Origin of the sequence: Pseudomonas sp. MBLB4136, assembly GCF_051904765.1 — a bacterium.
GTDB lineage: Bacteria > Pseudomonadota > Gammaproteobacteria > Pseudomonadales > Pseudomonadaceae > Aquipseudomonas.
The window spans coordinates 395357-415248 of the sequence record NZ_CP196713.1; the positions used below are offsets into that span (position 1 = coordinate 395357).

Sequence of the window (19892 nt, forward strand, 5' to 3'; positions counted from 1 at the left end):
GTGGGTTTCTGGGCTCGTTACCGGGAGAAGCGTGCCAAGAAGCGGATCCGCGCCTTGCCTAAGCTGCACCAGGGGCAGGCCAAGTTCTTGCGCCGCTATCCGCAGTACCAGATGGGGGTGGGCAGCTACGGCCTGCCCATCGTGCATGACTGGCAGGAGGGCGCGACCCTGAGGATTGGCAGCTACTGCTCCATAGCCGAGCAGGTGGAGATCTTCCTCGGGGGGCATCATCGGGCCGACTGGGTCAGCACCTATCCGTTTCCGGCGATGATCGCCGAAGCTGCGCATATCCCGGATTATGCGGTCAGTCGTGGGGATGTCGTCATTGGCAGCGATGTCTGGCTCTGTACCCACTCGATCATCCTTTCGGGGGTCACGGTGGGGCACGGCGCGGTGGTCGCGGCGGGGGCGGTGGTGAGTCGGGATGTGGCGCCCTATTCGGTGGTCGCCGGTAATCCGGCCAGGCACATCCGCTGGCGCTTCCCCGAGGATACCCGTGCCGCCCTGCTGGCAAGCGCTTGGTGGGAGTGGCCGGAGCAGGAGGTGCGCGGTGTGGCCGGGCTGCTGTGCAGCGATCGGCTCGATGAGTTCCTCGAATACGCCCGGCAGCGAGAGGCGGGGGCGGCGCCCGGCCGGCAGCCAGGAAGAGCCTAGTCAGTCGGGGAAGAGTTGCTGCGCCTTCTTGGCGGCCAGTCTGGCGTATCCGTCGCGCAATGCGCCGCGGTGTTCCTCGAACAGCCAGTGACTGTCCTCGGCATAGCGGCGCATGTGTTTCAGGTTACGCCGTCGCTTGCCCAGGCTGAGGGCGAAACGACCGATGCGCATGTCCGCCAGGTCGATCAAGCCGAGTTGGCCGTCGGGCAGCACCAGCACGTTGCCCAGGTGCACCGAGCGGAAATAGACCCCGGTTTCGTGCAGCTTCGCCAGCAGTTCGCCGAACTGCTTGACCAGCGCGCGGCGTTGCTCGGTTGAGCCCTCGCCGAGCGTCTGGCGCAGGGTTTCGCCGGGCAGCGGTCGATAGTGCACGGCCGTCGCATTGACCGGGCCGGGCAGGGCATAGACCCGAATGATCTCCGGGCTGATGAAGCCGAGGTGCTTCAGGGTGCTGGCATTATCGGCGAAGCGCCTGGCATAGGGGCGCAGGGTCTCGCTGGAGAGACGCGGGCGCTTGCGAAAGAGCTTGAGAAAGCTGCCGTCAGCCAGCTTCAGGACCTTTGGGCCCAGCCCGTCACTTTCCAGCACCGTGGCGTTTGCTGAGAGCCCTTCGAGCTCGCGCTGCGACAGTCGCTGCATCAGGTCCGCGCCTCAGAGGTTCGTTGCGTGAAACTGAGGGCGGCGATCAGCGCCAGCGGTATCCAGGTCAGGAACCAGTGTTCCTTGGGCCTGGCCAGGATACCGCCACCTTCGGTCAGTCCGCCGCCTATGCCATAGACCATGAGAGCCCCAGCAACAATGAACAGGTAGTTGCCCCTGTTTACCCAGCATTGCCGCAGCGCCGCCAGGTGCATGGCGAGCCACAGGCACAACCCGACTATTCCGGTGTAATAGAGCACGCTGATGGCGAAGCCGTGGGGCTCGCTGAGTGGCACGGAAAGTCCGGGAAGCTGAATCTCCAGAGATGCATCGAGGCCGAATCCCAGCCAGGGACGCTGGCTGATTTTGCCGAATGCATCCTGCCAGAGCTCGAGTCGGTAGGAGGTGCCTCGGCTGAGCAGGGCCTCGGGATAAAGCAGCAGCAATGCCAGTAGGGCCACAAGGCCGAACAGGGTCAGCGCGATAGAACGCTTGTTCCAGTAGGCCAGGACCAGCCAGGCACCAGCCAGCGTGGCCGCCAGGATGGGCGTGCGCGAGCCAGTGGCCAAGAGCATCGCCGCCAGTACCAGCACTGGAAGCACCGCGAGCCAGCCCTGCTGACGCGGCAGGCTCATGGCAAGACCTAGCCACAGAGTGCAGAAAAAGCCGAACAGATGGGAGCTCAGCAGCGGATTGTCCAAGGCTCCTGTTCCAACCAGTCTTGCGCCTGGCCCCCAGTCGGTGACGAAGTCACCAAGGGAGTAGAGGCTGATGGGCAGGATCACCACGGCGGCGATGAGTATGCTGCGGGCGAAGCGCTGTTGGCTCTGCTGGGCGAGCATGCAACAGCCCGCCAGCAGCATGAGGATATAAAGCGGGCGTTTGAGCAGGCTGCCAATAGAGGCGTCGGTATCGGACCAGGCGATGCTCAGTAGGGCCCAGGCCGCGTAGGCGAGGAACACACCGATTATGGGCTCTCGCAGCAATTGCCCCAGCTCCCTAGGCCTGACGCACAAAGCCACCAGGGTCGGTGCCGCAATCAGTGCGTAGAACAGCTTGTGATAGACGCTGCGGTCGGGCAGCAGTGGCAGGCCAATCAGCAGGCTCAGCAGCCCCACCGGCAGAAGCCAGTTGCAGATGAACATGAAAGTGCGTTGGGACCAATGGTGTTCGCCTGAAGACATCTGCCTCTGTTTCCGAGCGGGCTACGAGGCGGCGATTCTACTGGATCAGGCGGCGAATTTCTTGCGAATTGGGGCACTTGCCGACTGAATCACAGGCTTTGGGGCTGTGATAATATCTCGCCTTTATTCGAAGCAAGGCCCCGCCCGATGAGCGAAAAAGCTGCAAGCCAGGACTCCGCATCGAGTCTGAAGATCTATCTGCGCTTGCTCTCGTATGTCCGCCCTTATGTCGGGCTGTTCATGCTGAGTATCCTCGGTTTCCTGATTTTCGCCTCCACCCAGCCGATGTTCGGCTATGTGCTCAAGTACTTCGTCGATGGCCTGTCCAATCCCGACGCCAGCCTGTTTCCCAATGTGCCTTACCTGCAGGACTTGCAACTGGTCGAGGCGGTGCCGCTGCTGATCGTGCTGATCGCGCTGTGGCAGGGCATTGGGTCCTATCTGGGCAACTACTTTCTCGCCAAGGTTTCCCTGGGCCTGGTGCACGACCTGCGGGTGGCCCTGTTCAACAACCTGCTGGTGCTGCCCAACCGCTACTTCGACAACCACAACTCGGGACATCTGATCTCGCGCATCACCTTTAACGTGACCATGGTCACCGGGGCGGCAACCGACGCGATCAAGGTGGTCATCCGCGAAGGCATGACGGTGATCTTCCTGTTCGCCACCCTGCTGTGGATGAACTGGAAGCTGACCCTGGTAATGGTCGCCATCCTGCCGCTGATCGGCGTGATGGTGTCCAGCGCGAGCAAGAAATTTCGCAAGCAGAGCAAGAAGATCCAGGTGGCCATGGGCGATGTCACCCATGTCGCCTCCGAGACCATCCAGGGCTACCGGGTGGTGCGCAGCTTCGGCGGCGAGACCTACGAGCAGGAGCGCTTCCTCAACTCCAGCCTGAGCAACACGGAAAAGCAGCTGCGCATGACCAAGACTGGCGCGGTGTATACGCCCATGCTGCAGCTGGTGATCTACAGCGCCATGGCGGTGCTGATGTTCCTGGTGCTGTTCATGCGCGGCGATGCCTCGGCGGGGGACCTTGTGGCCTACATCACCCTGGCCGGTCTGTTGCCCAAGCCGATCCGCCAGCTGTCGGAAGTGAGCTCGACCATCCAGAAAGGCGTGGCCGGCGCGGAAAGCATCTTCGAGCAACTGGACGAGGCGCCGGAGGTCGATCACGGCACCCAGGAGCGCGAGCGCGTCAGTGGTCGCCTCGAGGTGCGTGACCTGAGCTTCGTCTACCCGGGGGCGGAGAAGCCGGTGCTGAACGACATCTCCTTCAGCGTCGAGCCGGGGCAGATGGTCGCCCTGGTCGGGCGTTCCGGCAGCGGCAAGTCGACCCTGGCCAGCCTGATTCCGCGCTTCTACCACCACGATCAGGGGCAGATCCTGCTCGATGGCGTGGATGTCGAGGAGTACACCCTGCGCAACCTGCGCCGGCACATCGCCCTGGTCACCCAGCACGTCACCCTGTTCAACGACAGCGTGGCCAACAACATCGCCTATGGCGACGTCGCTGGCGCGCCGCTGGAGCAGATTCGCCAGGCGGCCGAGGCGGCCTATGCCGACGAGTTCATCAGCGCCATGCCCGAGGGCTACGACACCCTGGTGGGCGAGAACGGCGTGCTGCTGTCCGGCGGTCAGCGCCAGCGTCTGGCGATCGCCCGGGCGTTGCTCAAGGACTCGCCGCTGCTGGTGCTCGACGAAGCCACCTCGGCGCTGGACACCGAGTCCGAGCGGCATATCCAGGCCGCCCTGGACGAGGTGATGAAGGGCCGCACCACCCTGGTCATCGCCCATCGCCTGAGCACCATCGAGAAGGCCGACCTGATCCTGGTGATGGACCAGGGGCGCATCGTCGAGCGCGGCACCCACCGCGAGTTGCTGGAGCAGAACGGTTATTACGCGCGCCTGCATGCAAAGCAGTTCGAGGTCGGTGGCGAGACCGTGGTGGAGCAGGACGTTTGATGCTGAGTCATCTGCGCCTCTGGCGCGAGCAGGGCTGGACCCCGATCGAGGCCGCCACCTATGCCGGGCTCTGGCAGCGCTTCGGTGGCAGCGTGGCCACCCATCCGCTGGTGATCGAGCGCCTGGCCGACCTGGCCGGCATTGCGGTGCGCTATCTGGGCTGGCCGCAGCAGGGCGAATTGAAGGCGGCTGTGGCGACCTGGGGCCGCCATCTGGCGTTGTCCAAGGACGTGCTGAAACAGCGAGGGCGGCGTGGGCTGTTCGACCTGGGCAATGCCGAGATCATCCTGCCGCTGGCCCCTGATGCACGGGTGCAGTTGCGGCACAAGGCGCGCTACGTCTCCGATCTGCACGGCGAGCGCATCACTTCGCTGCGCGAGCAGGCCGAGGGCCTGGCCCTGGCGCGTGAGCCGGAGCAGTACAGCAAGAAGTTCCGCTACAACCAGCGCCGCGAGCAGCGTCTGCTGGAAGAGGCGGGCGGGGTGATCCGGCCGATGCTGGAGCTCAGCGCCGCCGAGCAGGCGGCGATCTACGCCGATCTGTTCCAGCGCCGCTGGGGCTTCGAGGCCACCGGCAAGGCGCACCTGGCAGAGGTCTTCGCGCTGATGCGCGAGTTCATGACCGGTTCACTGATCTACCTCAACGACGAACCGGTGGCCATCCAGGTGCTCTACCGGGTCGAGGCCCCGCAGTGGGTCAGCCTGGAGTACATCAACGGCGGGGTCGACCCGCAGAACCGCGACTTCAGCCCCGGCAGCGTGCTCAGCTTCGTCAATACCCAGACCGCCTGGACCGAGGCCCGCGCCCTGGGCAAGCCGCTGCGCTACTCCTTCGGTCGCGCCGACCGCGAATACAAGGACCGCTGGTGCAATCGCGTGCCGGTCTATCAGGTGTGAGCATGGCCGGTCGCAAGCAGCAGCTCCTCAAGCGTCACCGTCGCCACAAGCGCATCGCCGTGCTGGTGTCCCTGCTGTTGCTGGCGCTGTTCGGCGTGCTGCTGGCCTGGTGGCTGGTGCCGCTGCTGCTGGTGCTGGGTTGGATCGGCCACGAGGCCTGGTTCGCCGATCACCTGTTCTACTCGCCAGCCGATGACTACCGCTACGATTTCCCGCCGGGTACGCGGCAGCTGCCGGGGCGCGTGGCCGATGGGGTGCTCGAGGTGGAGGGAGACTTCGCCGGCGCCGACACCCTGATCCTGCAACTGGAACTCCGGGCCGGCTGGCTGGGGCGCTGGCTCGACCCCCATGTGCTGGTCGGCGAGGATCGCCAGGATTTCGAGCGTGGCGTCAGTGGGCGGCGCTACCTCAACCTGTCCGGCCAGGGCGAGGTGCTGGCCGCCGGCGGCCTGCCGATCCGTGGGCGCTTCTGTCGCCTGGGCGCCAGTGCCACGCTTTATGCCCTGAGTAATCCGGACTACGCCCGCCAGCGGCTGATGGTCATCGCCCCCCACGCCGACGATGCCGAGCTGGCCGCATTCGGCCTGTACAGCCGCGCCGCCGAGGCGAGCATCGTCACCCTGACCCAGGGCGAGATCGAGGCCGATGCCTACCGGCGCCTGGGGCTGGACCAGGCCGCGGCGGCGCGCCTCAAGGGCCGCCTGCGCAGCTGGGACAGCCTGGCGGTGCCGCTGTGGGGCGGCGTCACCCCGGAGCGTTGCGTGCAGCTCGGCTACTACTGCCTGCAGCTGCCAGCCATGGCCGAGCAGCCCTCCCAGGCCTTCGGCTCCCGCGAATCCGGGGAAAACGACATCCGCAGCGCCCGTCGCCACAACCCGCTGCAATTGCCCGGGGATGCCGATGGTGTGCCCAGCTGGCACAACCTGGTGGCGGACCTGGCGGCGCTGCTGGAGCATTTCCGTCCCGAGGTGCTGGTCACCCCGCATCCGGAGCTGGACCCGCACAGCGACCATGTCGCCGCGACCCGCGCCCTGCAGGAGGCAATCCAGCGCAGCAGCTGGAAGCCCGCGACCCTGCTGCTCTACGCCAACCACCTGCACGACAACGATCGCTGGCCCATGGGCCCTGCCGGCCAGGGCATCGCCCTGCCGCCGGCCATCGAGCCCTTGCCGGCCGATGGCCTGTGGAGCCCGGGCCTGAGCGCCGAGGTGCAGGTGGACAAGGCCATGGCCCTGGCCATGCAGCACGACCTGCAAGGGCCGCTGCCGACCAAGAAACGCCTGCGCCGGCTGATCCAGCGCCTGCTGGCCGGGCGCCGCTGGCCGGCCAGTGGCGAGGACGAGTTTTTCCGCAAGGCGGTGCGCCGCCACGAGCTGTTCTGGGTGCGTCCTCTATAGGAGGGCACCGCACCTGGCGCGCGCCTGGCCGGCATCGGCCGATATTCCCGACATGCTATGATCTGCGGCGATTTTGCCGCCCCGGAGTCCCCATGAAGTTGTCCATGCCCCGTTTCGACCAAGCCCCCGTTCTGGTGGTGGGCGATGTCATGCTCGACCGCTACTGGCATGGCGGCACCTCGCGGATCTCCCCGGAGGCGCCGGTGCCGGTGGTCAAGGTCGAGCAGATCGAGGACCGCCCCGGTGGCGCCGCCAACGTCGCGCTGAACATCGCCGCGCTGGGGGCTCCGGCCGTGCTGGTCGGGGTCACCGGCGCCGACGAGGCCGCCGACAGCCTGAGTAACAGCCTGCAGGCGGTGGGGGTCAAGACCCGCTTCCAGCGCATCGCCGACCAGCCGACCATCGTCAAGCTGCGGGTGCTGAGCCGTCACCAGCAGCTGCTGCGCATGGACTTCGAGGAGGCCTTCAGCACCGATGCGGGCGCCATCGCCCGGGAAGTCGAGGGGCTGCTCGAGGGGGTCAAGGTGCTGGTGCTGTCCGACTACGGCAAGGGCGCGCTGAAGAATCACCAGGTGCTGGTGCAGGCCGCGCGCGCCCGCGGCATCCCGGTGCTGGCCGACCCCAAGGGCAAGGACTTCTCCATCTACCGCGGCGCCAGCCTGATCACCCCCAACCTCAGCGAGTTCGAGACCATAGTCGGTCGCTGCGCCGACGAGGCCGAGCTGGTGGCCAAGGGCGCGGCGCTGATGCGCGAGCTGGACCTCGGCGCGCTGCTGGTGACCCGCGGCGAGCACGGCATGACCCTGCTGCGCCCTGAACATGCACCGCTGCACCTGCCGGCCCGTGCCCGCGAGGTGTTCGATGTCACCGGTGCCGGCGACACGGTTATCTCCACCCTGGCCGCCAGCCTGGCCGCCGGCGAGGAGTTGCCGCAGGCGGTGGCCCTGGCCAACCTAGCCGCCGGTATCGTGGTCGGCAAGCTCGGCACCGCGGCGATCAGCGCCCCCGAGTTGCGCCGCGCGGTGCAGCGCGAGCAGGGCTCCGAGCGCGGCGTGCTGAGCCTGGACCAGCTGCTGCTGGCCATCGAGGACGCCCGCGCCCATGGCGAGAAGATCGTCTTCACCAACGGTTGTTTCGACATCCTCCACGCCGGTCACGTGACCTACCTGGAACAGGCCCGTGCCCAGGGCGACCGCCTGGTCCTGGCGGTCAACGACGACGCCTCGGTCAGCCGCCTGAAGGGGCCAGGCCGGCCGATCAACTCGGTGGACCGGCGCATGGCCGTGCTCGCCGGACTCGGCGCGGTGGACTGGGTGGTGAGCTTCGCCGAGGACACCCCCGAGCGCCTGCTCGAGCAGGTGCGGCCGGACGTGCTGGTCAAGGGTGGTGACTACGGCATCGACCAGGTGGTCGGTGCCGAGATCGTCACGGCCTATGGCGGTGAAGTGCGGGTGCTCGGCCTGGTGGAGAACAGCTCGACCACCGCCATCGTCGAGAAGATCCGCAGCAAGTAGTCGCCGCGGCGATCCGATCAGCCCCTCAGCGGCGTCGCTGCGCCCGTCGCGCCGCCGGGGCTGGACGGTTTCAGCCCGTGCAGGCTCAGCCAATCCTTCCAGCGAATGCGTTCGTCGCGCACCAGCCAGCCGTCCTGGGGCGCGAAACTTTCCGCCAGCCACAGGCCGCGCGTGCTGGCCGGGGTCAGCAGGCCGTTTTCCAGGGTCAGCAGTTCGGCGGTCGGCTTGCCGCCCTGTAGCGGGATCAGGTACAGGTCGGGGCGCGAGCGGTCGAGGCGGGCGACCAGCTGGTCGTCCTCCAGGTGCTCGTCGACGTGGAACAGGCTGGGCTGCCTGGCCTCCTTCGGCAGCTCCAGGCACAGGTCGTAGACCAGCTGAAGCGAGGCCGTCGGCAGGTGCACGTAGGCGCGCGGGCGCTCCAGCAGGGTCAGGTTGCCGCACTGCACCGGCCGCGCCGCGCCGGACAGCGGACTCAGGCGAAAGTGCGCGGCCTCGCGGTAATGCAGCGCGCCCTGGTAGGGCGCCGGCAGCCAGGTGTCGCCGAAGCGGCCGTACAGCCAGCCTTCCGGGGTCTCCACCAGGCACTCCTCGGCGACCTCCTGGATCGCCGTGTGCAGCGGCAGGTTCAGTTCATGGGTGGGGACGTAGCCAGAGATCAGCTTGAGCACCACGTCGCCGCGATCCAGGCGCCGCTGGCGCACCAGCAGCCAGTATTCGCGGCCCTGCCAGCTCAGGGTCAGGCGTACCGAGACCCCGAGGTTGGCCAGTTCCACGGCGAAGTGCTGGCTGTCGCCGATGGCGATCGCCTGGCGTCGCGCCAGCACCTGGCTGAAATTCAATGGCTGGCCGATGCCCTGGTAGCTCAGGCGGTCCGCGCCCGCCTCGACGAACAGCGGCAGGGTCTTGAAGACGCTGGGATTCTTGCGGATCAGCGCGCGCGCCATCTCGGCTCCTTTCGCGGGGTGGCCTGGCCGCGAGCGCGGGCTCAGGCGATGTCCTGGATCACCGCCGCGGCTGTCGCCACGTTGTCGGCCAGGTGCTGCGGGTTGATGGTGCCGATGATCGCACTGCTCACCGCGGGGTGGCCGAAGATCAGCTCGAAGCTGGCGCGCAGCGGGTCTTCGCCCGGTTGCAGGCAGGCATGGCCGCTGGCCAGGGCCTTCTTCACCAGGATGCCTTTGCCGTGCAGCTCGGCGTAGTCCAGCACCGGCACCTCGCCCTGCTCGTTGAGATTGTAGGTGACCATCGCGCAGTCACCTTGCTCGAGGGCCAGCAGGCCGCCGGCGACGGTCTTGCCGGACAAGCCGAAGGCGCGGATCTTGCCTTCGCGCTTGAGCTCGGCGAGGGTCTCGTAGAGGCCGCTGTCCTGCAGGATGGTCACATCGTTGCCGTCCGAGTGCACCAGCAGCAGGTCGATGACATCGGTCTCCAGGCGCTTGAGGCTGCGCTCCACGGAGAGGCGCGCGTGGGCCGGGGAAAAGTCGAAGCGCGACTGGCCGTTCTCGAACTCCTCGCCGACCTTGCTGACGATCACCCACCGCTCGCGCTGGCCGCGCAGCAGCGGGCCGAGGCGCGCCTCGCTGGTGCCGTAGGCGGGGGCCGTGTCGATCAGGTTGATGCCCAGCTCATGGGCCTGGGCCAGCAGCGCGCGCGCCGCCGCGTCATCCGGGATGCGGAAGCCGCTGGGGTACTTCACCCCCTGGTCGCGGCCCAGTTTGACGGTGCCCAGGCCCAACGGGGAGACCAGCAGCCCGGTCGCGCCGAGCGGGCGATGGAGGTTGTGCAGGGTGTGCATCAGAACAGTTCCTCCCAGGCGGGATGGGCGATGGCCGGGCGCGGCAGCTCGGGCAGCGGCGGATGGCCGGCGGGCCGGATGCCGTCGCGCGCCAGCGTCTGTAGGACGCGGTCGGCGAAGTCCGGGGCCAGGGCAAGTTTAGTCGGCCAGCCGACCAGCAGGCGGCCCTGTTCGGCGAGAAAGGCGTTGTCGGGGCGCACCAGGCCGGATTGCGCCGGTTCGGCGCGCTCGACCCGCAGGGTGGCCCATTGCGCGCTGCCGAAATCGACCCAGGGCAGCAGCTCGCCCAGCTCCTTCTGCGCCGCCCTGACCTGGGCCGTCGGTTCGCGGGCCACGCCATCGGCCTCGGCCAGGTCGCCGCCCAGGTACCAGACCCACTGGCCGTCGGCCGCGGGGTGGCTGGTGACGGTCACCCGCGGTTTGGGGCCGCCGCCCAGGCAGTGGGCGTACAGCGGCTTCAGGGCCGGGCCCTTGACCAGCACCATGTGCAACGGGCGCAGCTGCTGGGCCGGTTGCTGCAGGCCGAGTGCGGCGAGCAGCTCGGCGTTGCCGCGGCCGGCGCTGAGGACGATGCGTTGCGCGCGAATCTCGCGGCTGTCGACGCGCAGGCCGACCAGCTCGTCCTGCTCGCGCAGCGGTTCGATACGTTCGGCCGCCAGCAGTCCGTCACCGGCCAGTTCGGCGAGGCGGGCGATCAGGCTGGGCACGTCGAGCACCAGTTCGGCCAGGCGGTAGACCTTGCCCTTGAACCTGGGGTGTTGCAGCGCCGGCGGCAGCTGTTCGCCCTTGACCTGGTCGACCCGGCCGCGCACCGCCTTGCTGGCGAAAAAACTGGTCAGGTTGCCGGCCAGGCTGCCGGGTGACCACAGGTAGTGGGCCTCGGACAGCAGACGCACGCCGGACAGGTCCAGCTCGCCGCTGCCGGCCAGCGCCTCGCGCCAGCGTCGTGGCATGTCGGCGATGGCTTCCGAGGCGCCGCTCAGCGCGCCATGCAGGGCGTACTTGGCGCCGCCGTGGATGATGCCCTGGGACTTGACGCTCTGCCCGCCGCCGAGGCTGGCGTTTTCCACCAGCACGGTGGCGAAGCCCTGGCGGCGCAGGCGCGCATTCAGCCAGAGGCCGGCGATACCGCCGCCGACGATCAGGACGTCAGTGCTCAGAGCTTGGGACATGGGCGCGCCTCGATAGGAAAACAGGCGCGCAGTATAACCCGCGAGGTCGTGGTGGCTGCCTCGCTCAGTGGCCGACGCTTTGCGAGAACAACTGGATCACCACCACGCCGGCGACGATCAGGCCCATGCCGAGCAGGGCCGGCAGGTCCAGGCGCTGCTGGTAGAGCACGGCGGCGGCGACGCTCACCAGCACGATGCCCAGCCCGGCCCACACCGCGTAGGCGACGCCGACCGGGATGGTCTTGACCACCAGGCTGAGCATCCAGAACGACAGCACGTAGCCGCCCACCACCAGCAGCAGCGGCAGGGGGCGGTTGAAACCGTCCAGGGCCTTCATCGAGGCGGTGGCGACGACTTCCGCGGAAATGGCGATGGCGAGGTAGAGATAGCCGGTCATTGATGGAACTCCTGTGGGTGCTGTGGCCATTCTAGGGAGATTTCTGATGGGATAAACTTATTACCTATCTGAGATGGAGATGGGTTATGCAGTGGAATCTCGAGCAGATTCGCCTGTTCATCAGCGTTGCCGAGGGCCGCTCATTCTCCGCCGTGGCGCGGCAGATGAATCGCGCGCAGTCGGCCGTCAGCACGGCGATTGCCCAGTTGGAGGCAGACCTCGGCGTGCAGTTGTTCGCGCGCAGCAGCGGCCGCCAGCCGCAGCTGACGGAAGCCGGCGCCAGCCTGCTCGAGGAGGCGCGCGAAGTGCTGCGCCAGTGCGAGCGCCTGGACGGCCGGGCCCTCGGCCTGGCCCGCGGCGAGGAGGCGCGGCTGCGCCTGGCCCAGGACGAGGCGATGCCCTATCCGCCGGTGCTCAACAGTCTGGAGGCGCTGGCCCGGCAGTTTCCGCACCTGGAGGTACAGGTCGCCAGCGCCGCCCAGGGAGATGTCGCGCGCAAGCTGCTGGAGCGCCGCGCCGACCTGGGCCTGCTGTTCCACCACGAACAGATGCCCGAGGCCCTGGAGCGCCAGCGCCTCGGCGCCATCGGCATGGTCACGGTGTGCGGCGCCGGCCACCCGCTGGCTGCGCACGGTTATGTCGACCGCCGCGAACTGGCCCGGCATCGGCAGTTGCTGATGGCGCCCCAGGACAGCCGCTACCCCGGCGGCGAGCAGATCAGTCCCCAGGTCTGGCGCGCCGACAGTTTCTACGTCATGGCCGAACTGCTGATGCGCAACCTCGGCTGGGCCTGGTTGCCGCGCCATGTGGCGCAGTACCCGACCTACCTGGGGCAGCTGGTGGAATTGCGCAGCGACTGGACGCCGCCGCCCCTGGTGGTGGAACTGGTCTGCCGGCGCGACGAGGCCCTGGGACCGGCGGCCTTGTGGCTGGCCGACTGCCTGGCCGAGCACCTACAGGCCATTGGCTGATCGGCGGGCGCGGCTCTGCTAAGCTGCGCGCCCATGAATCGGACCCTCTATACCCTGCTGTTCCATGTCGGCCTGCCCCTGGTCGCCCTGCGCCTGGCCTACCGCGCCTGGCGGGCGCCGGCCTACACCAGACGCATCGGCGAACGCTTCGCCTTCGGCCTGCCGGCGCTCGCGCCCGGCGGCATCTGGGTGCATGCGGTCTCGGTGGGCGAGAGCATCGCCGCCGCCCCGCTGATCCGCGAGCTGCTGGCGCGCTACCCACAGTTGCCGATCACCGTCACCTGCATGACCCCGACCGGCTCGGAGCGCATCCGCGCGCTGTTCGCCGCGCCGGAGTACGCCGGGCGCGTGCAGCACTGCTACCTGCCCTATGACCTGCCCTGGGCGGCCGCGCGTTTTCTCGAGCGACTGCGCCCGCGTCTGGCATTGATCATGGAAACCGAGTTGTGGCCCAACCACATCCACCAGTGCGCCCGCCGCGGCATTCCCGTGGTCCTGGCCAATGCGCGCCTGTCCGAGCGCTCGGCACGCGGTTACGGGCGCTTCGCCAAATTGACTGCACCGATGCTCGCCGAACTGAGCCTGATCGCCGCGCAGACGGCCGCCGAGGCCGAGCGCTTTCGCGTGTTGGGCGCCCGCGACGCATGCGTCGAGGTGACCGGCTCGATCAAGTACGACCTGCACGTCGACCCGGCCCTGCTCGATCGCGCCGCCGAACTGCGGGCGCAATGGGGCGCCGAGCGGCGACCGCTGTGGATCGCCGCCAGCACCCACGCCGGCGAGGACGAGATCATCCTCGCCGCCCACCGTCAGCTGCTGGCCCAGCACCCGGACGTACTGCTGATCCTGGTGCCGCGTCATCCGGAACGCTTCTCCGGCGTGTTCGAGTTGTGCCGGCGGCAGGGGTTCGCCACCCGTCGTCGCTCCACCGGCGAGGCGGTGAGCGACGCCGACCAGGTGCTGCTCGGCGACACCATGGGGGAGCTGCTGTTTCTCTATGCCCTGGCCGACTGCGCCTTCGTCGGGGGCAGCCTGGTGGCCAACGGCGGGCACAACCTGCTGGAGCCGGCGGCGCTGGGCAAGCCGGTGCTCAGCGGTCCGCACCTGTTCAACTTTCTCGAGATCGCCGCGCAACTGCGCGAGGCCGGGGCGTTGGGGGAGGTGGTCGATGCGCCGCAGCTCGCCGCCAGGGTGGCCGAGCTGTGGCAGCAGCCGCAGCAGGCACAGCGCATGCGTGAGGCCGGCCTGGCGGTGATGAGGGCCAACCAGGGCGCGCTGCAGCGCCTGCTCGCCGGCGTGGGGCGCCTGCTCGATTAGTCGCCGCGCCGGCTCTGCGGCCTGATCGAACAGCCATGAAAAAGCCGGCCTCCTGGGCCGGCTTTCTCATGTTCGTTTTTCAGTAGTCCGGGTTGCCTTGCAGCTGCGCTTCGGCGGCCTTGGCCAGGTCCGGCGGGAGGAAGTCCTGGTCCGGGTCGTAGTCCGGCTTGAGGAAGCTGCCCAGGGCCTCCAGATCGGCCGGGCTGAGGGTGCCGGCGGCCTGCTTGAGGCGCAGGTTGTTGAGGATGTAGTCGTAGCGTGCGTCGTTGTAGGTGCGCACCGAGCTGTACAGCTGACGCTGGGCGTTGAGCACGTCGACGATGTTGCGCGTACCGACCTGGTAGCCGATCTCGGTGGCTTCCACGGCGCTCTGGTTGGAGATGATCGACTGCTTGCGCGCCTGCACGGTCTCCACGTCGGTGTTCACCGCTCGGTGCAGGTTGCGGGTGTTCTGCACCACCTGACGGCGCAGGCTCTCGCGCAGCTGCTCGCTCTGGCTCAGGCGCTGGTAGGCCTCGCGCACCTGGGAGCTGGTCAGGCCGCCGCTGTACAGCGGGATGTTCAGCTGCAGGCCGATCGAGCGCTGCTCGACGTCGCCGCTGAAGCGCGCGGCGCTGGCGCCGCTGTTGCTGAAGCCGAGGCCGTCGTTGTCGCCCTTCTGGTAGCTGGCGACCGCATCCAGGCTCGGCGCATGGCCGGACTTGCGCTGGCGCAGGGTTTCCTCGGCGGCGCTGACCGCGTAATTGCTGGCCAGCAGGTTGAGGTTCTGTGCGGCGGCGGTGTCGACCCAGGCCTTGGCGTCGTTGGGCGTCGGCGCCAGGATCGGCAGGCTGTGGTCGATGCCCTCGAGGGCGCCGTGTTCGCGATTGGTCAGGGTGATCAGGGCCTGGAAGGCGTCTTCCACCTGGCGCTCGGCGATGATCCGGTTGGCCCGCGCGGTGTCGAAGCCGGCCTGGGCCTCGAGCACGTCGGTCTTGTCCGACAGGCCGACGTCGAAGCGCTCGTTGGCCTGGTCGAGCTGGCGCTTGAAGGCGGCTTCCTCGGCCCGGGTCGAGGCCAGGGCGTCCTGGGCGCGCAGCACCGCGAAGTAGGTCTCGGCGCTCTGCAGGATCAGGCTCTGCTCGGTGGCGGACAGCTCCAGGGCCGCCTGTTCGCTGCTGGCCTCGGCGGCCTGCAGCTGGAACCAGCGGTCGGCGCGGAACAGCGGCTGGCTGAGGTTGGCCTGGTACACCGTGCCGCTGCGCGTGCTGGTGCTGGCCGGCGAGTCGACCTCGGTGCGGGTGTTGCTCAGGTTGGCGCCCGCCGACAGGTTCGGCAGCAGACCGGCGCGGGCCTGGGGCACCACTTCGCGGCGGGCCTGGTAGTCGGCGCGCGCCGCCGCCAGGTCGGCGTTGTTGCTGGCGGCTTCCTGATAGACGGTGATCAGGTCGGTCTTGGTGGACAGCGGAGCCTGTTCGGCCCAGGCCAATCCGGCGGAGGCGGCGGCCACGGCAAGCGCCAGGGAGAGTCTGCGCAGCATTCGGGGAATCCTAGATTTGGCGGTAATCGGCAAGGCTAAGCGGGTCCGCCGGGAGGGGTCAAGCCGTGCCGAGGGCGCCGAGAGTGTAGTTTGCGACAAGCTATGTTGCCTGCTTGCAACAATCGGCGGCGCCCGTCCTTGGCGTCATTATCCGACGTATGGGTCAGGCGTTTTTGACTCGCCGGTTGGTTTTATCGCCGGCGGTTGATTAGACTGGGCGGGTTCTTGTCGGGGTGCCCCATATGCGGGGCTGAGATTGGCAGCTGCCGGATCCCGTTGAACCTGATCAGGTTAAGGCCTGCGTAGGGAACAAGATGTCCTCGCCCATCCCTCGGCGAGTCCTCTCGGCGCCGTCACTGGTGCTCCCCGCACACCTCGCCCATCCCAGGTTCGCTCCGACATTCATCCAGGAGAGCACCAGCCGATGAGCGCACAAGAAAAGAAGAACCTGAGCGAGTCCGCCCAGGTTGACCAGCAGTCGATCCAGCCCTTCCCTCGCTCGCAGAAGATCTATGTGCAGGGTTCGCGTCCCGACATCCGCGTACCGATGCGCGAGATCAGCCTGGACGTCACCCCCACTGACTTCGGCGGCGAGATCAACGCGCCGGTGCTGGTCTATGACACGTCCGGCCCCTACACCGACCCGAACGTCAGCATCGATGTGCGCCAGGGTCTGGCCGATGTGCGCAGCGCCTGGATCGAAGACCGCGGCGACACCGAGTTGCTCGACGGCCTGAGCTCCAACTTCGGCCAGGAGCGTCTGGCCAACCCCGAGCTGACCGCCATGCGCTTCGCCCACGTGCGCAATCCGCGCCGCGCCAAGCCCGGCAAGAACGTCAGCCAGATGCACTACGCGCGCCAGGGCATCATCACCCCGGAGATGGAATACGTCGCCATCCGCGAGAACATGAAGCTTCAGGAGGCCCGCGCCGCCGGCCTGCTGGAGCAGCAGCACGCCGGCCACAGTTTCGGCGCCAGCATCCCGAAGGAGATCACCCCGGAGTTCGTCCGCGAGGAGATCGCCCGCGGACGCGCCATCATCCCGGCCAACATCAACCACGTGGAACTGGAGCCGATGATCATCGGCCGCAACTTCCTGGTGAAGATCAACGGCAACATCGGCAACTCGGCGCTGGGCTCCTCGATCGAGGAAGAAGTGGCCAAGCTGACCTGGGGCATCCGCTGGGGTTCGGACACGGTGATGGACCTGTCCACCGGCAAGCACATCCACGAGACCCGCGAGTGGATCATCCGCAACTCGCCGGTACCGATCGGCACGGTGCCGATCTACCAGGCCCTGGAGAAGGTCGGCGGCGTGGCCGAGGACCTGACCTGGGAGCTGTTCCGCGACACCCTGATCGAGCAGGCCGAGCAGGGCGTGGACTACTTCACCATCCACGCCGGGGTGCTGCTGCGCTACGTGCCGATGACCGCCAAACGGGTCACCGGCATCGTCTCGCGTGGCGGCTCGATCATGGCCAAGTGGTGCCTGGCGCACCACAAGGAGAATTTCCTCTACACCCACTTCGAGGAAATCTGCGAGATCATGAAGGCCTACGACGTCAGCTTCTCGCTGGGCGACGGCCTGCGTCCGGGTTCGATTGCCGACGCCAACGACGAAGCGCAGTTCGGTGAGCTGGAAACCCTCGGCGAGCTGACCAAGATCGCCTGGAAGCACGACGTGCAGGTGATGATCGAAGGCCCCGGCCACGTGCCGATGCAGCTGATCAAGGAGAACATGGACAAGCAGCTGGAATGCTGCGACGAGGCGCCGTTCTACACCCTCGGCCCGCTGACCACCGACATCGCCCCGGGCTACGACCACATCACCTCGGGCATCGGCGCGGCGATGATCGGCTGGTTCGGTTGCGCCATGCTCTGCTACGTTACCCCCAAGGAGCACCTGGGGCTGCCGAACAAGGATGACGTGAAGACCGGCATCATCACCTACAAGATCGCCGCCCATGCCGCGGATCTTGCCAAAGGCCATCCGGGAGCGCAGATTCGCGATAATGCCTTGAGCAAGGCGCGCTTCGAGTTCCGCTGGGAAGACCAGTTCAACCTGGGCCTGGACCCGGACACGGCGCGCAGCTACCACGACGAGACCCTGCCCAAGGACTCGGCCAAGGTGGCGCACTTCTGCTCCATGTGCGGGCCGAAGTTCTGCTCGATGAAGATCACCCAGGAGGTGCGGGTCTATGCTGAAGAGCAACGCATCGCCGCCCTGGAGCTGGATCAGGAGGTCGAGCAGGGCATGCAGGCCAAGGCCGAGGAGTTCAAGGCACAAGGCGCGCAGCTCTATCACAAGGTGTGATGGAGGGATGCAGCCACCGACGCATTGCCGCGCCGGTGGCAAGAAGCTGATCTAGGACGGGCCTTCGGGCCCGTTCCTGTTAATAGGGGGTGCTTATGCAGCGGGACGATGTAGAAATAATCGAGCGGGAGGCCTGCTTTCGCGGCTTCTACCAGCTCGACCGCGTGCGCCTGCGTCATCGCCAGTTCGCCGGGGGCATGGGGCCTGAGCTCAGTCGCGAGCTGTTCGTGCGCCACGATGCGGTCTGCGTGCTGCCCTACGACCCGCAGCGCGACGTGGTGGTGCTGATCGAGCAGTTCCGCGTCGGTGCCCTGGACAAGAGCGCCAATCCCTGGCTGCTGGAGCTGGTCGCCGGGCTGATCGACAAGGACGAGGAGCCGGAGCAGGTGGCGCGCCGCGAGGCAGAGGAGGAGGCCGGCCTGACGCTGAGCTCGCTGTGGCCGATCAGCCAGTACTACCCGTCGCCGGGTGGTTCCGATGAGCGGGTGCACCTGTTCATCGGCCGCTGCGACAGCGAGGGCGCCGGAGGTGTGCACGGCCTGGCCGAGGAGGGCGAGGACATTCGCGTGCATGTCTGGCCGCTGGAGGACGCCCTGGATGCGATGAAGGATGGCCGCATCGACAACGCGGCGAGCATCATTGCCCTGCAATGGCTGGCGCTGAACCGCGCCGAGGTCAGGGGGTTGTGGTCGTGAACCTGTTGCGCGAGCGCTACCGGGTCGACCTGGTCGAGCTGCAGGCGGCCTGCGAGGCCAACTACGCCCGGCTGATGCGTCTGTTGCCGGAGATGCGCAGCGAGCAGAAGATTCGCCGGGTTGCCCTCAGTCAGGGCGACCGCGTGCTGGGCGTGCTGGTGCTGGAGGTGCTGGAGGCCTGCCCCTACACCACCACCCTGCTGGTGCGTCAGGAACACAGCCTGCCCTGGTTGCCGGTGCCGCAGTTGCAAGTGCGGGTGTACCACGATGCGCGCATGGCCGAGGTGATCAGCGCCGAGAATGCCCGGCGCTTCCGCAGCATCTATCCGTACCCGAACGCGGCCATGCACCAGCCGGACGAAAAGAGCCAGCTCAACCTGTTCCTCGGCGAGTGGCTGAGCCACTGCCTGGCTTGCGGCCACGAGCCGGCGCCGGTGTTCTAGGGGGCGCCCGGGGCGTTGTCGCGTTTACGCCCGATTACGACGGTTTTTCTGTGACCCAAGCCCGCTTCGCGGGTTTACCATCGCCGGCGCTAGCTAGCATAATCCAAGCACCCTGCTCGAGGAGACGGCCTTGCCGAGCGTGCCCACTTCCGCTGTTGAGTCTTCGGTGCTGCTGGTGCAGCTATCCGACAGCCATCTGTTCGCCGAGGCGGGTGGTAAGCTGTTGGGCATGGATACCCAGGACAGCCTGCAACGGGTCATCGAGCTGGTGCTGCAGGAGCAGCCACAGATCGACCTGATGCTGGCCAGTGGCGACCTGTCGCAGGACGGCAGCGAGGCGTCCTACGCCCACTTCCGCCAGCTGACCGCGGCCATTCCGGCGCCGGCCCGCTGGTTTCCCGGCAACCACGACGAGCTGCCGGCGATGCACAGCGCCTGTGCCGGCAGCGACCTGCTGGAGCCGGTGGTCGACCTGGGCAACTGGCGCATCATCCTGCTCGACTCATCGATTCCCGGCGCGGTGCCCGGCTACCTTGCCGACCAGCAGCTGGAGCTGCTCGAGCGCGCACTGAGCGAAGCCCCGGAGCGCCATCACCTGATCTGCCTGCACCACCACCCGGTGTCCATCGGTTGCGCCTGGATGGAGCCGATCGGCGTGCGCAACCCCGAGGCGCTGTTCGCCGTGTTAGAGCGCCACAGCCAGGCACGGGCGCTGCTCTGGGGGCACATCCACCAGGAGTTCGACCAGCAGCGTGGCGACCTGCGCCTGCTGGCCTCGCCCTCGACCTGCGTGCAATTCACCCCGCGCAGCGAGGATTTCCAGGTCGACAGCTGCGCGCCGGGCTACCGCTGGCTGCGCCTGCATGACGACGGCCGCCTGGAAACCGGCGTGTCGCGGGTCACCGGTATCCAGTTCGAGGTGGACTACAGCGTCAAGGGCTATTGATAGCCACGGGCTGGAGGCGGCGGCGGTAAAACTGCTACCGTTCGGCTTCCCGTACCTTGCCGCAAGCCTCGTCA

The 19892-nt window shown here is 67.5% G+C and carries 18 protein-coding genes and 1 riboswitch; of the genes, 11 read left to right on the forward strand and 7 right to left on the reverse strand.

The genetic code is table 11. The features are described from left to right. Nucleotides 1-654, forward strand: coding sequence for a CatB-related O-acetyltransferase (locus ACSX1D_RS01800; protein ID WP_439860725.1), 654 nt, complete (start codon nucleotides 1-3; stop codon nucleotides 652-654). On the opposite strand, the gene ACSX1D_RS01805 is transcribed toward ACSX1D_RS01800, so the two are convergent. Both ACSX1D_RS01805 and ACSX1D_RS01810 read right to left on the reverse strand, forming a co-directional pair. Further along, nucleotides 655-1293: a lipopolysaccharide kinase InaA family protein gene (locus ACSX1D_RS01805; RefSeq protein WP_439860726.1), complete on the reverse strand. Its 639-nt coding sequence runs from the start codon at nucleotides 1291-1293 to the stop codon at nucleotides 655-657. Beyond that, nucleotides 1293-2438, reverse strand: a complete 1146-nt coding sequence (locus ACSX1D_RS01810; protein WP_439860727.1) for an O-antigen ligase family protein — start codon at nucleotides 2436-2438, stop codon at nucleotides 1293-1295. The genes ACSX1D_RS01805 and ACSX1D_RS01810 overlap by 1 nt, the downstream gene beginning before the upstream one ends. 186 nt (nucleotides 2439-2624) lie before the next feature. Here ACSX1D_RS01810 and msbA point away from each other — a divergent pair, with 186 nt between their 5' ends. From msbA to hldE, 4 genes are all read left to right on the forward strand, one after another. Next, nucleotides 2625-4442: a lipid A export permease/ATP-binding protein MsbA gene (gene msbA / locus ACSX1D_RS01815; RefSeq protein ID WP_439860728.1), complete on the forward strand. Its 1818-nt coding sequence runs from the start codon at nucleotides 2625-2627 to the stop codon at nucleotides 4440-4442. After that, complete coding sequence (locus ACSX1D_RS01820; protein WP_439860729.1) at nucleotides 4442-5338, forward strand: GNAT family N-acetyltransferase; 897 nt, start codon at nucleotides 4442-4444, stop codon at nucleotides 5336-5338. Before msbA ends, ACSX1D_RS01820 begins: the two co-directional genes overlap by 1 nt. 2 nt (nucleotides 5339-5340) lie before the next feature. Then, nucleotides 5341-6735, forward strand: a complete 1395-nt coding sequence (locus tag ACSX1D_RS01825) for a PIG-L deacetylase family protein (protein ID WP_439860730.1) — start codon at nucleotides 5341-5343, stop codon at nucleotides 6733-6735. A gap of 92 nt (nucleotides 6736-6827) precedes the next feature. After that, nucleotides 6828-8249, forward strand: coding sequence for a bifunctional D-glycero-beta-D-manno-heptose-7-phosphate kinase/D-glycero-beta-D-manno-heptose 1-phosphate adenylyltransferase HldE (hldE, locus tag ACSX1D_RS01830; protein ID WP_439860731.1), 1422 nt, complete (start codon nucleotides 6828-6830; stop codon nucleotides 8247-8249). Between the two features lie 17 nt (nucleotides 8250-8266). Here hldE and ACSX1D_RS01835 read toward each other — a convergent pair whose 3' ends face one another. The 4 genes from ACSX1D_RS01835 to ACSX1D_RS01850 all read right to left on the reverse strand — a co-directional run bounded on the left by ACSX1D_RS01835 (nucleotide 8267) and on the right by ACSX1D_RS01850 (nucleotide 11613). Continuing rightward, on the reverse strand, nucleotides 8267-9193 hold the full coding sequence (locus ACSX1D_RS01835) for a metal ABC transporter ATPase (RefSeq protein ID WP_439860732.1): 927 nt from the start codon (nucleotides 9191-9193) through the stop codon (nucleotides 8267-8269). Nucleotides 9194-9234: 41 nt separating this feature from the next. Next, a complete protein-coding gene (locus tag ACSX1D_RS01840; RefSeq protein WP_439862249.1) occupies nucleotides 9235-10047 on the reverse strand; it encodes an aldo/keto reductase in 813 nt (270 codons plus the stop codon). Then, entirely contained in the window at nucleotides 10044-11216 is a 1173-nt protein-coding gene (locus ACSX1D_RS01845) for an NAD(P)/FAD-dependent oxidoreductase (RefSeq protein WP_439860733.1), read from the reverse strand. Before ACSX1D_RS01845 ends, ACSX1D_RS01840 begins: the two co-directional genes overlap by 4 nt. 64 nt (nucleotides 11217-11280) lie before the next feature. Further along, nucleotides 11281-11613: a DMT family transporter gene (locus ACSX1D_RS01850; protein ID WP_208708116.1), complete on the reverse strand. Its 333-nt coding sequence runs from the start codon at nucleotides 11611-11613 to the stop codon at nucleotides 11281-11283. Between the two features lie 86 nt (nucleotides 11614-11699). Between ACSX1D_RS01850 and ACSX1D_RS01855 the strand changes: the two genes are divergently transcribed. Next, complete coding sequence (locus ACSX1D_RS01855; protein ID WP_439860734.1) at nucleotides 11700-12584, forward strand: LysR family transcriptional regulator; 885 nt, start codon at nucleotides 11700-11702, stop codon at nucleotides 12582-12584. Nucleotides 12585-12617: 33 nt separating this feature from the next. After that, a complete protein-coding gene (gene waaA, locus ACSX1D_RS01860) occupies nucleotides 12618-13901 on the forward strand; it encodes a lipid IV(A) 3-deoxy-D-manno-octulosonic acid transferase (protein ID WP_439860735.1) in 1284 nt (427 codons plus the stop codon). Nucleotides 13902-13980: 79 nt separating this feature from the next. Here the strand turns inward: waaA and ACSX1D_RS01865 are convergent, their stop codons facing one another. After that, on the reverse strand, nucleotides 13981-15420 hold the full coding sequence (locus ACSX1D_RS01865) for a TolC family outer membrane protein (RefSeq protein ID WP_439860736.1): 1440 nt from the start codon (nucleotides 15418-15420) through the stop codon (nucleotides 13981-13983). 219 nt (nucleotides 15421-15639) lie between these two features. Further along, a riboswitch (TPP riboswitch) is annotated at nucleotides 15640-15746 on the forward strand. Between the two features lie 98 nt (nucleotides 15747-15844). On the opposite strand from ACSX1D_RS01865, the gene thiC reads away from it, so the two are divergent. From thiC to cpdA, 4 genes are all read left to right on the forward strand, one after another. Beyond that, the gene (gene thiC, locus ACSX1D_RS01870) at nucleotides 15845-17734 is read left to right on the forward strand and encodes a phosphomethylpyrimidine synthase ThiC (protein ID WP_439860737.1); all 1890 of its coding nucleotides are present in this window, start codon (nucleotides 15845-15847) and stop codon (nucleotides 17732-17734) included. A gap of 95 nt (nucleotides 17735-17829) precedes the next feature. Further along, nucleotides 17830-18429, forward strand: coding sequence for an ADP-ribose diphosphatase (nudF, locus tag ACSX1D_RS01875; protein ID WP_439860738.1), 600 nt, complete (start codon nucleotides 17830-17832; stop codon nucleotides 18427-18429). After that, nucleotides 18420-18872, forward strand: coding sequence for a DUF1249 domain-containing protein (locus tag ACSX1D_RS01880; protein ID WP_439860739.1), 453 nt, complete (start codon nucleotides 18420-18422; stop codon nucleotides 18870-18872). Before nudF ends, ACSX1D_RS01880 begins: the two co-directional genes overlap by 10 nt. Nucleotides 18873-19002: 130 nt before the next feature. After that, nucleotides 19003-19818 carry a 3',5'-cyclic-AMP phosphodiesterase gene (gene cpdA, locus ACSX1D_RS01885; protein WP_439860740.1) on the forward strand — a complete coding sequence of 272 codons (816 nt, stop codon included), beginning with the start codon at nucleotides 19003-19005 and terminating at the stop codon, nucleotides 19816-19818. Nucleotides 19819-19892: the final 74 nt, after the last annotated feature.

Excerpts from the sequence above, each read along its gene's own strand:
- ACSX1D_RS01805 (WP_439860726.1), bottom strand. The coding sequence starts at position 1,293 with ATGCAGCGACTGTCGCAGCGCGAGCTCGAAGGGCTCTCAGCAAACGCC.
- ACSX1D_RS01810 (WP_439860727.1), bottom strand. The coding sequence starts at position 2,438 with ATGTTCATCTGCAACTGGCTTCTGCCGGTGGGGCTGCTGAGCCTGCTG.
- msbA (WP_439860728.1), top strand. The coding sequence starts at position 2,625 with ATGAGCGAAAAAGCTGCAAGCCAGGACTCCGCATCGAGTCTGAAGATC.
- ACSX1D_RS01820 (WP_439860729.1), top strand. The coding sequence starts at position 4,442 with ATGCTGAGTCATCTGCGCCTCTGGCGCGAGCAGGGCTGGACCCCGATC.
- ACSX1D_RS01825 (WP_439860730.1), top strand. The coding sequence starts at position 5,341 with ATGGCCGGTCGCAAGCAGCAGCTCCTCAAGCGTCACCGTCGCCACAAG.
- hldE (WP_439860731.1), top strand. The coding sequence starts at position 6,828 with ATGAAGTTGTCCATGCCCCGTTTCGACCAAGCCCCCGTTCTGGTGGTG.
- ACSX1D_RS01835 (WP_439860732.1), bottom strand. The coding sequence starts at position 9,193 with ATGGCGCGCGCGCTGATCCGCAAGAATCCCAGCGTCTTCAAGACCCTG.
- ACSX1D_RS01845 (WP_439860733.1), bottom strand. The coding sequence starts at position 11,216 with ATGTCCCAAGCTCTGAGCACTGACGTCCTGATCGTCGGCGGCGGTATC.
- ACSX1D_RS01850 (WP_208708116.1), bottom strand. The coding sequence starts at position 11,613 with ATGACCGGCTATCTCTACCTCGCCATCGCCATTTCCGCGGAAGTCGTC.
- ACSX1D_RS01855 (WP_439860734.1), top strand. The coding sequence starts at position 11,700 with ATGCAGTGGAATCTCGAGCAGATTCGCCTGTTCATCAGCGTTGCCGAG.
- waaA (WP_439860735.1), top strand. The coding sequence starts at position 12,618 with ATGAATCGGACCCTCTATACCCTGCTGTTCCATGTCGGCCTGCCCCTG.
- ACSX1D_RS01865 (WP_439860736.1), bottom strand. The coding sequence starts at position 15,420 with ATGCTGCGCAGACTCTCCCTGGCGCTTGCCGTGGCCGCCGCCTCCGCC.
- thiC (WP_439860737.1), top strand. The coding sequence starts at position 15,845 with ATGAGCGCACAAGAAAAGAAGAACCTGAGCGAGTCCGCCCAGGTTGAC.
- nudF (WP_439860738.1), top strand. The coding sequence starts at position 17,830 with ATGCAGCGGGACGATGTAGAAATAATCGAGCGGGAGGCCTGCTTTCGC.